The sequence below is a fragment of the Actibacterium sp. genome, assembly GCF_041584535.1.
In the GTDB taxonomy this organism is placed as follows: Bacteria; Pseudomonadota; Alphaproteobacteria; order Rhodobacterales; family Rhodobacteraceae; genus Actibacterium_D.
The window spans coordinates 1-11,523 of record NZ_JBFHDW010000050.1; the positions used below are offsets into that span (position 1 = coordinate 1).

Annotated in this window: 15 protein-coding genes; 7 read left to right on the top strand and 8 right to left on the bottom strand. The window is 63.5% G+C overall.

Annotated features, from left to right (window positions below; translation table 11 throughout):
- Both ABYW26_RS04085 and ABYW26_RS04090 read right to left on the bottom strand, forming a co-directional pair.
- A partial coding sequence (locus tag ABYW26_RS04085; RefSeq protein ID WP_372603523.1) for a cytochrome b/b6 domain-containing protein occupies window positions 1-361 on the bottom strand: 361 nt, incomplete at its 3' end.
- A gap of 13 nt (window positions 362-374) precedes the next feature.
- Window positions 375-638, bottom strand: coding sequence for a PepSY domain-containing protein (locus tag ABYW26_RS04090; protein WP_372603524.1), 264 nt, complete (start codon window positions 636-638; stop codon window positions 375-377).
- A 229-nt stretch (window positions 639-867) separates the two neighbouring features.
- Between ABYW26_RS04090 and ssb the strand changes: the two genes are divergently transcribed.
- Both ssb and ABYW26_RS04100 read left to right on the top strand, forming a co-directional pair.
- A complete protein-coding gene (gene ssb / locus ABYW26_RS04095) occupies window positions 868-1,380 on the top strand; it encodes a single-stranded DNA-binding protein (RefSeq protein ID WP_372603525.1) in 513 nt (170 codons plus the stop codon).
- Window positions 1,381-1,407: 27 nt separating this feature from the next.
- On the top strand, window positions 1,408-2,481 hold the full coding sequence (locus tag ABYW26_RS04100) for a site-2 protease family protein (protein WP_372603526.1): 1,074 nt from the start codon (window positions 1,408-1,410) through the stop codon (window positions 2,479-2,481).
- Here ABYW26_RS04100 and aroB read toward each other — a convergent pair.
- On the bottom strand, window positions 2,468-3,577 hold the full coding sequence (aroB, locus tag ABYW26_RS04105; protein ID WP_372603527.1) for a 3-dehydroquinate synthase: 1,110 nt from the start codon (window positions 3,575-3,577) through the stop codon (window positions 2,468-2,470). The genes ABYW26_RS04100 and aroB overlap by 14 nt on opposite strands.
- A 9-nt stretch (window positions 3,578-3,586) precedes the next feature.
- A complete protein-coding gene (locus tag ABYW26_RS04110) occupies window positions 3,587-4,132 on the bottom strand; it encodes a shikimate kinase (RefSeq protein ID WP_372603528.1) in 546 nt (181 codons plus the stop codon).
- A 126-nt stretch (window positions 4,133-4,258) separates the two neighbouring features.
- Here ABYW26_RS04110 and ABYW26_RS04115 point away from each other — a divergent pair, with 126 nt between their 5' ends.
- From ABYW26_RS04115 to ABYW26_RS04130, 4 genes are all read left to right on the top strand, one after another.
- Entirely contained in the window at window positions 4,259-4,393 is a 135-nt protein-coding gene (locus ABYW26_RS04115; RefSeq protein WP_372603529.1) for a hypothetical protein, read from the top strand.
- The gene (locus tag ABYW26_RS04120) at window positions 4,383-5,918 is read left to right on the top strand and encodes a hypothetical protein (protein WP_372603530.1); all 1,536 of its coding nucleotides are present in this window, start codon (window positions 4,383-4,385) and stop codon (window positions 5,916-5,918) included. The genes ABYW26_RS04115 and ABYW26_RS04120 overlap by 11 nt, the downstream gene beginning before the upstream one ends.
- On the top strand, window positions 5,915-6,835 hold the full coding sequence (locus ABYW26_RS04125; RefSeq protein ID WP_372603531.1) for a site-specific tyrosine recombinase XerD: 921 nt from the start codon (window positions 5,915-5,917) through the stop codon (window positions 6,833-6,835). The genes ABYW26_RS04120 and ABYW26_RS04125 overlap by 4 nt, the downstream gene beginning before the upstream one ends.
- Window positions 6,836-6,897: 62 nt before the next feature.
- Window positions 6,898-8,205: an HlyC/CorC family transporter gene (locus ABYW26_RS04130; protein WP_372603532.1), complete on the top strand. Its 1,308-nt coding sequence runs from the start codon at window positions 6,898-6,900 to the stop codon at window positions 8,203-8,205.
- Here ABYW26_RS04130 and ABYW26_RS04135 read toward each other — a convergent pair.
- The 3 genes from ABYW26_RS04135 to ABYW26_RS04145 all read right to left on the bottom strand — a co-directional run bounded on the left by ABYW26_RS04135 (window position 8,202) and on the right by ABYW26_RS04145 (window position 10,114).
- Entirely contained in the window at window positions 8,202-9,017 is an 816-nt protein-coding gene (locus tag ABYW26_RS04135) for a lysophospholipid acyltransferase family protein (protein ID WP_372603533.1), read from the bottom strand. The two genes, ABYW26_RS04130 and ABYW26_RS04135, sit on opposite strands and share 4 nt — an antisense overlap.
- Window positions 9,014-9,793, bottom strand: a complete 780-nt coding sequence (locus ABYW26_RS04140; RefSeq protein ID WP_372603534.1) for a GNAT family N-acetyltransferase — start codon at window positions 9,791-9,793, stop codon at window positions 9,014-9,016. Before ABYW26_RS04140 ends, ABYW26_RS04135 begins: the two co-directional genes overlap by 4 nt.
- A 138-nt stretch (window positions 9,794-9,931) precedes the next feature.
- Window positions 9,932-10,114, bottom strand: coding sequence for a DUF3553 domain-containing protein (locus ABYW26_RS04145; protein WP_372603535.1), 183 nt, complete (start codon window positions 10,112-10,114; stop codon window positions 9,932-9,934).
- A gap of 27 nt (window positions 10,115-10,141) precedes the next feature.
- On the opposite strand from ABYW26_RS04145, the gene ABYW26_RS04150 reads away from it, so the two are divergent.
- Window positions 10,142-10,750: a histidine phosphotransferase family protein gene (locus tag ABYW26_RS04150; RefSeq protein ID WP_372603536.1), complete on the top strand. Its 609-nt coding sequence runs from the start codon at window positions 10,142-10,144 to the stop codon at window positions 10,748-10,750.
- Here the strand turns inward: ABYW26_RS04150 and ABYW26_RS04155 are convergent.
- On the bottom strand, window positions 10,747-11,523 hold a 777-nt coding region (locus tag ABYW26_RS04155), incomplete at its 5' end, for a glutamate-5-semialdehyde dehydrogenase (RefSeq protein ID WP_372603537.1). The genes ABYW26_RS04150 and ABYW26_RS04155 overlap by 4 nt on opposite strands.

Consider the following 11,523-nt stretch of genomic DNA (forward strand, 5'->3'; position numbering starts at 1 on the left):
ACATCCGCGTGGTCATCATCCAGCCGGTGACCCCGATCGCCGCCACGGTCGCCAGCAGGTTATAGATCATCAGCGCCCCCAGGGGCGTATGCCCCAGATGCACGCCCTCGCGGCCGGTGGCCATATCCGCCACCTGCCCCAAAGCTGCGGGCACACTGGGCGGGAAATCGCTGAACCGGGCGTGCCGGGTGCCGATCACGCCCCAGATCAGCCGGATGCCGATCAAAGCCAGAACCGTCAGCCCCACTTGTTCATGCAACTTCGAGTCTTCCTCGATCAGCAGGCCGTCAGCGACGATGCCGGCGACAAGGCACCAGTGAAACACCCGAACCAGCGGATCCCAGACTTTGATACGTTTCATCGCGCCGCCCGCCTTAGTCCTTGGATTTGACGCGAACGATATTCAGCTCGGCGTCCAGATACAGTTCCACCCGATTGCCGTCTTTCAGGGCGTAGACTTCGATCAGGCCGTCTTCGGTTTCGATCTTGCGCACCTCATAGCCCTGTTCGGCCAGCATGGCGGTGATCTGAGCGGCGGTCTCGGGATGTGCGCTTTCATAGCGCGAGGCCAGCGCCGGGCCCGCAAGGGCAACCGCCAGCGACAGCGACAAAGCCGGGGCAATCATGTATTTACGCATTTGGGTCTCCTGATAGGTCAGTGTCCCGGTTCTCTCCGGGCCTGCCCCAGACCTGACCCCAAACCAGCGCGGGCGGAATTGCACCCTAGGGGCAAAGCCGCGTGGAATTGCAATCTCTAACCCCGGTTTAGGCGCATATTCGGCGCCATCGGGCCAAAATTCACCTTTCATTCACCGGGCTGCGATGATGTAACCCTTGGAACGAAACGGAATCGACGGGAGCACGGTCATGGCTGGATCAGTCAATAAAGTCATCTTGGTGGGAAATCTGGGCCGCGACCCTGAAATTCGGACATTTTCGAATGGCGGCAAGGTTTGTAACCTGCGCATCGCCACGTCGGAGAACTGGAAAGACAAAAGCACCGGCGAACGCCGCGAGCGCACGGAATGGCACACGGTCGCGATCTTTCAGGAAGGTCTGGTCCGGGTCTGCGAGCAATATCTGCGCAAAGGCAGCAAGGTCTATATCGAAGGCCAGCTTCAGACCCGCAAATGGCAGGACCAATCCGGTCAGGACCGCTATAGCACCGAGATCGTTCTGCAGGGCTTTAACGGCTCGCTGATCATGCTGGATGGTCGTGGCGAAGGCGGCGGCGGTGGCGGCAGCCAGGGTGGCGGCTATGGCGGCGGCGCACCCTCGGGCGGTGGTTATGGCGGTGGTCGCGACACCGGCGGCGGCGCAGGTGGCGGTTACGGCGGCCCCTCGGGCCCGGCCGATATGGACGACGAAATCCCGTTCTAAGGAACGCGGCAAAGGGAAGGACAGAACATGACATGGTCATTCGAGATCGGGCGGCTTTTCGGCTCGACGGTGCGGGTCCATGTCACGTTCTTCCTGTTGCTGTTCTGGATCGGCGCCGCGGCTTACGTTGAAAACGGCCAAGCGGCGGCGATCGACAGCCTGCTTTTCATTCTGGCGCTGTTCGCTTGCGTTGTGGCGCATGAATACGGCCATGCCCTGACGGCACGGCGCTATGGCATTGTCACCCGCGACATCACCCTGCTGCCGATCGGCGGCATGGCGCGGCTGGAACGGATGCCGGAGAAACCCGGACAGGAAATCCTTGTGGCGCTGGCTGGTCCGGCGGTGAACATCGTGATCTGGGCGGTGCTGGCGCTGGTGTTCGGCGCGCGGGCCTCGCTGGACGATCTGTCGGTGATGTCGCCCGAAACCGTGTCGTTCGCGGCGCGGCTGGCCTCGGTCAACCTGTTCCTTGCGCTGTTCAACCTGCTGCCGGCGTTTCCGATGGATGGGGGCCGGGTTCTGCGGGCGGTGGTGACGATCTTTACCGACCGTGTGCAGGCCACGCGCATTGCCGCCGCTGCCGGTCAGGTGATGGCATTTCTGCTGGGCTTTCTCGGGCTGGCCTCGGGCAACCCGCTTTTGCTGTTGATCGCGTTTTTCGTCTATATGGCCGCCGGGGCCGAAAGTTCCGAGGTGCAACTACGCGCGCTGGCCCGCAACATGCTGGCGCGCGATGCGATGATCACCCATTTCGAAAGTCTGGCCCCCTCGGACAGCCTGCATGCGGCCAATATGGCGCTGATCCATACCACGCAGGCGGAATTCCCGGTGCTGCATGCCGATGGCACGCTGGCCGGGTTCCTGACCCGCAACGCGATTTTTGCCGCCGACAAGGCCGAACACAAACCGTTAAGCATCTCGGAAATCATGCAGCCCGCTGGCCTCACGTTGCCGCTGACCGCGCGGCTGACCGATGCGCTGGATGCGCTTTATGCGGAAAACACCGCCGCCGTCGGCATTACCGGCCCGAACGGCGCGATGATCGGTTTTATCACCCGCGAGAATATCGGCGAATTGATGGTGATCAGCGGTCGCTGAGCGCGGTTGTCAGGATCTCGCGCACCAGCGCCCGGTCCACGTCCGAGGTCACGAAAGACGACCCGATCCCGCGCGCCAGAATGAACCGCAGCTTGCCGTCCAGCACCTTTTTATCCTGCGCCATCAGGTCCAACAGCCCATCGGCATCCGGCAGATCGCCGGGAATGTCGCGGATGTCTTTCTTCATTCCCATCGTATCCAGATGCGCCCGGATGCGCGACGGGTCTTCCTGACTGCACAGGCCCATGCGCTGCGACAGCTCGAACGCCAGCGCACAGCCGATCGCCACGCCCTCGCCATGCAACAGCCGATCGGAATAGCCGGTCGCGGCCTCAAGCGCATGGCCGAAGGTGTGGCCAAGGTTCAGCAGCGCCCGGTCGCCCTGTTCGGTCTCGTCGCGGACGACGATCTCGGCCTTCATCTCGACCGAGCGGCGCACAGCGCGGATGCGGGCGGCCTGATCGCCACGCGCCAAAGCCGGGCCGTTCTGTTCCAGCCAGTCAAAGAATTGCGCATCGCCCAGCAGGCCGTATTTGACCACCTCGCCATAGCCGGCCAGAAAATCGCGCGGCTCAAGCGTGCCCAGAACGTCGATATCGGCCAGCACAAGGCTGGGCTGATGAAAGGCACCGATCAGGTTCTTGCCCTGTTTCGAGTTGATCCCGGTCTTGCCGCCAACCGAACTGTCGACCTGCGCCAACAAGGACGTCGGGATTTGCACGAACCGCACGCCCCGGCGCAACACCGCAGCGGCAAAGCCCGCCAGATCGCCGATCACCCCGCCGCCAAGCGCCACGACCATACCGCGCCGTTCGACCTTTTCCGAGATCAGCCATTCCACCGCGCGGCTGAATTGTTCCCAGCCTTTGGTGGATTCACCTGCAGGCAATGCCAGCGCCGACATTTCGATGCCCGAGGCCGCAAGCCCGGCCCGCAAACCGTCCAGATGCAGCGCGCCGACGGTCTCGTCCGTCAGGACCGACACCCGCGGCGTATGCAGCAGCGGCGCGATAAAGGCGCCTGCCTTTGACAACAGATCGGGGCCGATATGAATGTCGTATTCGCGACCGGGCAGCGGGACGTGAACGGTTTCCATCGAACTCTCCTAGCGTTTGCTCAGCACATCGGGGCGGGTGGACAGGGCCTCGATCACCGTATCGGTCATGGCCTCGACCGAATAATCGGGGCGCGATTGAACCGTCAGATCGGCCTTGGCGTAAAGCGGCACCCGCGCTTCGTAGATTTCGCACAGGGTCTTGTAAGGGTCAGGCGTGCGCAGCAAGGGCCGGGTGTCCTTGTGCTTGACCCGGTTCCACAGCAGATGGATATCGGCCTTCAGCCAGACCGAGACACCGCGTTCGGAAATCATCTTGCGGTTTTCTTCGGACAGGAAAGCGCCACCGCCAGTGGACAGGATGCAGCATTCAGTTTCCAGAAGCCGCCCGATCACCTGGGTTTCCTTGCGGCGAAAGAACGGTTCGCCGTCGCGCTCGAATATCTCGGCGATGGTCATGTTGGCGGCTTTGACGATTTCCTCGTCGCTGTCCAGAAACGGCACGCCCAGACGACGCGCCAGCGCAGTGCCGATCGCGGTTTTTCCGGCGCCCATCATGCCGACCATCACAACAGTTTTATGCAGTTGCCACGGCAAAACCGGCAACCTCCCGCCAAGCGTTTAAAATTCCGCCCCTCAATGGCGTGAACTTGCGGAAAATACCATATATAATCGCGAACAAATTCCACTCGCCGCAGTCGCGGCGCAACAAAGGCGGGCAGTATGGGGCGGATTTTCAAAGTGTTGGTTTTCCTGATTATCGTCGGGCTGGTCGGTTTGGTCGGCTATGCCTATCTGGGAGACCTCGATCCGCAGATACGTCAGGTCAGCCAACCGGTTGTTCTGGATGGCAAGTAACCCCTTACTTTGCGCGGCGCTGGTGCTGGCGGCGATCACCGCCCTGCCCGCCCGCGCCGAAGCGCCTTTGTCGGTGATCGACTGGCTGTCGGATTCGGTGGCCAACCCGACCGATCAGGGCGCCGCAACGCAGGTGCCCGAAAGCGCCTCGCCGGGGGATGTCACGGTGACACCGCTGGGCAAGCCGCGTTTGGATGCGGTCGGGCTGTTGTCGCCCGCCGTCACCGGGTTGCCTGCGGACCTGTGGGCGAACAGCGCCGCACGCGATATTGCCTTGATGCTGGCCAGCGAACAGGCCGACGTTCTGCCATCGGTTCAGGGGCTGCTTTACACGCTGTTGCTGGCCGAACTTGAACCGCCCGAGGACACAGATGAACAGGACGGGGTGGTTTTGTTGGCGCGGCTGGACAAGCTGCTGGAGCTGGGCGCGCTGGATCAGGCGCAAGCGTTGCTTGAGCGCGCCGGGCCGACCAATCCGGCGCTGTTCCGGCGCTGGTTCGATGTGTCGCTGCTGACCGGGCACGAGGACCGCGCCTGTGCCGCGATGCGCGCCGCACCTGATATCGCGCCCACGTTCCCGGCGCGGATTTTCTGCCTTGCCCGTGGCGGCGACTGGACGGCGGCGGCGCTGACGTTAGAGACCGGCACGGCGCTGGGTTATATCTCGGACAACGAGGATGCGCTGCTGGCGCGGTTCCTTGACGCGGAACTGACCAGCGAAGACATCCCGCTGGACCCGCCCCTGCGCCCCAGCCCGCTGGTGTTCCGCATGTTCGAAGCCATCGGCGAACCGCTGGCCACCACCAGCTTGCCGCTGGCCTTTGCACAGGCCGATCTGCGCAGCAACTCGGGCTGGAAGGCCCGTCTGGAAGCTGCCGAGCGTCTGGCCCATAGCGGCGCCATTCCGGCGAACCGGCTGCTGGGCATCTTTACCGAACGCCGCCCGGCGGCCTCGGGCGGGATATGGGAACGGGTCGGGGCAATTCAGGCGCTGGATGTGGCGGTGCTGTCGGGCGATACCACCCGCGTGGCCCGCGCCTTGCCCGGCGCTTGGGCAGCGATGCAGCAATCCGAGCTTGAGGTGAACTTTGCCGATCTCTATGGCGAGCGGCTGGCCAAGCTGCCCCTGACCGGCGAGGCCCGGCGTCTGGCGCTGACCATCGGCCTGCTGTCGGCGAATTACGAGGTCATCGCCACCGGCATCACCGAACAGGACGGCCCGGAGATGGCGTTTCTGGCGGCAATCGCCGCAGGCAACATGACCGGCGCCAAGCCCGAGGGCACGATCGCCGACGCCGTTGCCCGCGCCTTTACCGCGCCCAGCCAGACACCGTCGCTGATGGCCAAACTGACCCAAGACCGGTTGGGCGAAGCGATTCTCGAAGCCCTGCACCTGATCACCGATGGCGCGCTGGGCGACGTCGCCGATATCACCTCGGGGCTGTCGTTGTTGCGTCAGGTCGGGCTTGAGGATACCGCCCGCCGCGCCGGGCTGGAACTGATGCTGCTGGAGCGGCGCGGATGACCCCCGACGCCGCCCGCCGCATTCAGACCTTTCTCGACGCCCATGCCGCCGAACAGGCCGCCGCCCGCAACACGCTGTTGGGCTATGCCCGCGACCTGAGGGATTTCGCTGACTGGCTGGAGCGGCGCAAGATCGGCATTGAGCGCGCGACCGAGGCCGATATCACCGGCTATCTGGTCGATTGCGATGCGCAGGGTCTGGCCAAGGCCACCCGCGCCCGGCGGCTGTCGTCGATCAAGCAACTGTATCGCTTTGGCTATGAAGAAGGCTGGCGCGGCGACAATCCGGCGCTGCAGATCAAGGGGCCGGGCAAATCGCGCGCCTTGCCGAAAACCCTGAGCATCGACGAGGTCGACCGCTTGCTGGACGCCGCCACCACCGGCCGCGCCGCGCTGCGCGACACCTGCCTGATGCAGGTGCTTTATGCCACCGGGATGCGGGTCAGCGAATTGGTCTCGCTGACCACCAGTGCCGCGCGCGGCGATCCGCGGATGCTGTTGATCCGTGGCAAGGGCGACAAGGAACGCATGGTGCCGCTGTCGCCCCCGGCGCGCAACGCCATGGCGGTGTGGCTGTCCGAGCGCGACGCCCAGGACGCCGCCGCCCGCAAGGACGGGCGCAAGGTCAGCCCGTTCCTGTTCCCGTCCTCCAGCAAAGAGGGCCACCTGACCCGGCACCGGTTCTATGCGCTGATCAAGGAACTGGCGGTGCAGGCGGGGGTTTCACCGGCCAAGGTCACGCCGCACACGCTGCGCCACGCCTTTGCCACGCATCTGTTGGCCGGGGGCGCGGATCTGAGGGTGATCCAGACCCTGTTGGGCCATGCCGATATTTCCACCACCGAAATCTATACCCATGTGCTGGACGAACGCCTGCGCCAGCTGGTTCTGACGCATCACCCGCTGGCCGAGGACTAAGCCCCCCTTGATCGACCGCGCCCTGATGCCCATAACAGCCCAAACCATTCTCAGGACAACCAATGGACACCGCCCCGATTTTTGACACCGCATTTCTGCTGACCGCCGGAGGCATTCTGGTGCTGCTGTTGCTGTCGGCGTTCTTTTCGGGCTCGGAAACCGCGCTGACCGCCGCTTCGCGCGGCAAGCTGCGCAGTCAGGCCGACAAGGGCTCAAAAGGCGCTGATACCGCGCTGAAGATCACCGAGGATAACGAGCGGCTGATCGGCTCGGTCCTGTTGGGCAACAACATGGTGAACATCCTTGCCGCCTCGCTGGCGACGGCGCTGTTCACGCGGGCGTTCGGTGACAGCGGCGTGGCGCTGGCAACGCTGGTGATGACGCTGTTGGTGCTGGTCTTTGCCGAGGTGCTGCCGAAAACCTATGCCATCACCAATGCCGAAATCGCGGCGGCGCGGGTGGCACCGACCATTCGCGTGGTGATCCTGGTGTTTTCGCCCGTCGTGGCGGCGGTGCGGGCGCTGGTGCGCGGTGTGCTGGCGGTGTTCGGCGTCAAGACCGACCCCGACAGCCATATTCTGGCCGTGCGCGAGGAAATCGCCGGCGCCCTGCATCTGGGCCATTCCGAAGGTCTGGTCCAGAAAGAGGACCGCGACCGCATCCTTGGCGCGCTGGATCTCAGCGACCGCACGATCGAAGAAATCATGCTGCACCGCTCGAATATCTCGATGCTGAACGCCAATGAGGACCCCGAGGTTCTGCTGTCGCAATGTCTGGAAAGCCCGCACACGCGGCTGCCGATCTATCGCGACGACCCGGAAAACATCATCGGCGTGGTCCATGCCAAGGACATGCTGCGGGCCATCGACAAGCTGGTGCGCGGCTCGGGTGGCGGCTCGACCGAGGCGCTGAAAACCTTCAAGATCACCGAAGTGGCGATGAAGCCGTATTTCGTGCCGGAAACCACGACTCTGGATGACCAGATGCGCGAATTCCTGCGCCGCCACACGCATTTCGCGCTGGTGGTCGATGAATATGGCGCGCTGCAAGGGCTGATCACGCTAGAGGACATCCTTGAGGAAATCGTTGGCGAAATCACCGATGAATTCGACATTGATGCCGAACATCCGGTGCGCCGTGGCGAGGATGGGAATTACATGGTCGATGGCTCGATGACGATCCGCGACCTGAACCGCGCCACCGATTGGAACCTGCCCGACGAAGAGGCCAACACCGTCGCCGGTCTGGTGATCCACGAGGCGCAGATGATCCCGAGCGAGGGTCAGGTGTTCAGCTTTCACGATTTCCGCTTCGAAGTGGTCAGCCGCAAGGACAACCGCATCACCCGGCTGAAAATCCGTCCGCTTTAATCCGGCATGCCGCTGCGCACGGCCTGTTCACAGGCCCGCGCCAGATCCTTGCGGCTGTCGAAATCCGACACCTTCAGCGGCGGGTGATAGACCAGCTCGACCGAGCCTTGCTTGCGCTGCGCCAGCACCTTCAACAGATGCGGGCCGAACTCCATATCGCCCCACCAGCCGTAAAACCGCGGATCGGCACCTTGCGGTGCGCGGTAGATCACCGTCACCGGCTGGATATGCAGGAACGGTCGCAGGCTGTCGGTCAGAAACGCCGCGAACAGCGTCGATTTGAACGGCAGGATATGGCGGCTGTCGGTCGAGGTGCCCTCGGGAAAGAACAGCAGCTTGTGCCCGGCGGTCAGGCGCGCCTCGAACAGTTCTTTCTGTTGCTTGGCATGGCGCGGGTCGCGCTGAATGAACACCGTGCCGGTCGAGCGCGCCAGCCAGCCGATACCGGGCCAGTTCGCAACCTCGGCTTTCGAAACGAAATAGACCCGCTTGCGGGCGTTCAGCGTGAAAATATCCAGCCACGAACTGTGATTGGCCACCACCGCGCCGCGCTGGGTCATGCGCTGGCCGGTCACGCGATACTCGATACGCAGGATGACAAAGGCCATGTGACAGACGAATTGGCTGATATGCGGCGTCACCGGACGGTGCAGGCCGCAGATCGGCCGCTCGACCAGCCGCACCAGCAGCAACAGCCCCAGACAGCCAAAGGTTATCGTGCCCAGAATAGTGCCGCGCCAGACCACCCGCAGCCAGCCGGCTGGCGTGATCTTGGGCTCTTCCGGAATGTCGTCAATCCAGGCTTTGCTCATCGTTTATGCTCGCGGGCATACATGGCGCGGCTTTTGGCGTTCATCTTTTCGGTGTCCATGATCAGGCAGACATCGGTGGTGTTGAACTGATGGTCGATATAGGCGCCCTCGCCCACATAGCCACCCAGCCGCAGATAGGCCTTGATCAGCGCCGGAGTCGCCAGCATCGCCGCCTTGCGGTCGATCTGGTCGCGCGGGATCAGGTCCATGCGCTGACCGTGATCAGGCAGGACGCGGGCCCGCAACTCGGGCGGCGCCAGATGATAGTGATGCAGATAGGCCAGCGGCATTTTCAGCGCCGCCGTGTCGGTGCCGTGAAAACTGGCCACGCCGAACAGAACCTCGATCCGGTGCTCCAGCACGTAATCGGCCAGCCCGGTCCACAGATGCATCATCGCGGTGCCGCCGCGATAATCCTTGTGCAGGCACGAGCGCCCCAGTTCCAGCAACCGGCGGCCACAGGATTTCAGCGCGCTCAGGTCATATTCGGATTCGGAATAGAACCGGCCCAGCTCCTGAGCCTGCTCGCCGCGCAGCACCCGGTAAACCCCGACAACATGGTCCAGCGCCGCGCGATCGCGGGTCTTGTCGATCAGGATCAGGTGGTCGAAATGGGGGTCGAACGCGTCCATCTCCAGACGCTTTTGATGGTCGACCAATGCGCCGTCACCGCCCAGTTCGCTGACGAACACCTCATACCGCAAACGCTGGGCCGCCCGCAGATCCTGCGGATCGGTGGCGAGTTTCAGCTCGAAATGTGTGTCGGCGGAAAGCATATGCTGCGACTGGAACCCGGTCTGTTTCGCCGCTCTTCTAGGCAGCGGAGGCGGCTTTGGCAACCTCACTGGCGGTTGACCCGTGTTAACCACCCGTTAAGGTTGTTCATGCACATCTGGAACGTGCACACCAACAGGTCAGGAATCGAATACCGGAATGAGCTCGACCCGCGCCCCGTCGATCACCACCTTGCCCTGGTGTTCGAAATTGACCGTCACCTTGCCGTTGATGTTCGACTGCACCTGCCCCAGCCCCCAATCGGGCTGGCCCGCGTGCCGGACCAGCATCCCCGGCTCAAGCATATCGTTCAAGTCGCGCATGGCGGTTCCTTTCCAGCGGGGAGTGCGATGACCAGACCGCACACCCAGACCGATCTGAGCGCCCTTTTGGGCTCGCGTATCTGTCACGACCTTATCAGCCCTCTGGGGGCAATCGGCAATGGGCTTGAGTTGTTGACGCTGACCGGGTTGAACGATGACAGCCCGGAATTTGCGCTGATGGCCCAGTCGGTCGAGGCGGCGAATGCCCGTATCCGCTTGTTTCGTATCGCTTTTGGCCAGTCCAGCACCGGCCAGACCGTGCCGGTATCGGACCTGTCCGATATTCTTGACACCGGCTTTGCCAGCCGCCGGTTGCGACTGACCCACAGCCTGCCCACGGTGATTTCGCGCGACGAGGCACGGATCGCCCTGCTGGCGCTGCTGACGGTTGAAACCGCGCTGCCGCTGGGTGGCGATCTGACGCTTGCGCAGGATGGCGGGGTCTGGACCCTGACCGCCCGCGCCAAACGCATCGGCGCCGACCCGCGGCTTTGGGCCAGTCTGGACAGCGGCCAAACGCCCGCCGGCCTGTCACCTGCGGAAGTGCAATTCGCCTTGCTGCCTGCCGCCGTGGCCAAGGCCGGTCGCCAATTGTCGGTTACCCGAACCGAGACCAGCCTGAGCCTGCGGTTTTAAGGCCGCACCGTCCCGTCACCGACCACGATATATTTGAAACTGGTCAGCTGTTCGGCCCCGACCGGACCACGGGCATGCATCTTGCCGGTGGCGATGCCGATCTCGCCGCCCATGCCGAATTCGCCGCCATCGGCAAACTGGGTCGAGGCATTGCGCATCAGAATCGCGCTGTCGATCCGTTCAAAGAACCGGTCGGCGGCGGCGTCATCTTCGGTGATGATGCATTCGGTGTGGCTGGAGCTATAGCGGCGGATATGGGCGATCGCGCCATCGACATCATCGACGATCTTGGCGGCGATGATCGAGTCCAGATATTCCTTGCCCCAATCTTCGTCACTGGCGACGACGGAACCTTTCAGCCCCTCGCCCGCCCGCACTTCGACACCGGCTTCGATCAGCATGTCGATCAGCTCCTGCCCCAGCGTCGCGGCAATGTCGCGGTGGAGCAACAGACACTCGGCCGCGCCGCAAATGCCGGTGCGGCGGGTCTTGGCGTTCATCACCACGCGCCGCGCCTTTTCGGGATCGGCAGCCTTGTCGACATAGACATGCACGATGCCTTCCAGATGGGCGAACACCGGCACCCGCGCCTCGCGCTGCACCAGTCCGACCAGACCCTTGCCGCCACGCGGCACGATCACGTCGATATAATCGGTCATCCGCAGCATCTCGGCTACGGCGGCGCGGTCGCGGGTCGGCACGCGCTGAATGGCATCCTCGGGCAGGCCAGCGGCCCGCAGCCCGTCTTGCAGACAGGCCTGAATCACGCCCGA

Bases quoted from the DNA above. Each gene is read 5' to 3' on its own strand.
- ABYW26_RS04090 (WP_372603524.1), bottom strand. From the start codon at position 638: ATGCGTAAATACATGATTGCCCCGGCTTTGTCGCTGTCGCTGGCGGTT.
- ssb (WP_372603525.1), top strand. From the start codon at position 868: ATGGCTGGATCAGTCAATAAAGTCATCTTGGTGGGAAATCTGGGCCGC.
- ABYW26_RS04100 (WP_372603526.1), top strand. From the start codon at position 1,408: ATGACATGGTCATTCGAGATCGGGCGGCTTTTCGGCTCGACGGTGCGG.
- aroB (WP_372603527.1), bottom strand. From the start codon at position 3,577: ATGGAAACCGTTCACGTCCCGCTGCCCGGTCGCGAATACGACATTCAT.
- ABYW26_RS04115 (WP_372603529.1), top strand. From the start codon at position 4,259: ATGGGGCGGATTTTCAAAGTGTTGGTTTTCCTGATTATCGTCGGGCTG.
- ABYW26_RS04120 (WP_372603530.1), top strand. From the start codon at position 4,383: ATGGCAAGTAACCCCTTACTTTGCGCGGCGCTGGTGCTGGCGGCGATC.
- ABYW26_RS04125 (WP_372603531.1), top strand. From the start codon at position 5,915: ATGACCCCCGACGCCGCCCGCCGCATTCAGACCTTTCTCGACGCCCAT.
- ABYW26_RS04130 (WP_372603532.1), top strand. From the start codon at position 6,898: ATGGACACCGCCCCGATTTTTGACACCGCATTTCTGCTGACCGCCGGA.
- ABYW26_RS04135 (WP_372603533.1), bottom strand. From the start codon at position 9,017: ATGAGCAAAGCCTGGATTGACGACATTCCGGAAGAGCCCAAGATCACG.
- ABYW26_RS04140 (WP_372603534.1), bottom strand. From the start codon at position 9,793: ATGCTTTCCGCCGACACACATTTCGAGCTGAAACTCGCCACCGATCCG.
- ABYW26_RS04145 (WP_372603535.1), bottom strand. From the start codon at position 10,114: ATGCGCGACTTGAACGATATGCTTGAGCCGGGGATGCTGGTCCGGCAC.
- ABYW26_RS04150 (WP_372603536.1), top strand. From the start codon at position 10,142: ATGACCAGACCGCACACCCAGACCGATCTGAGCGCCCTTTTGGGCTCG.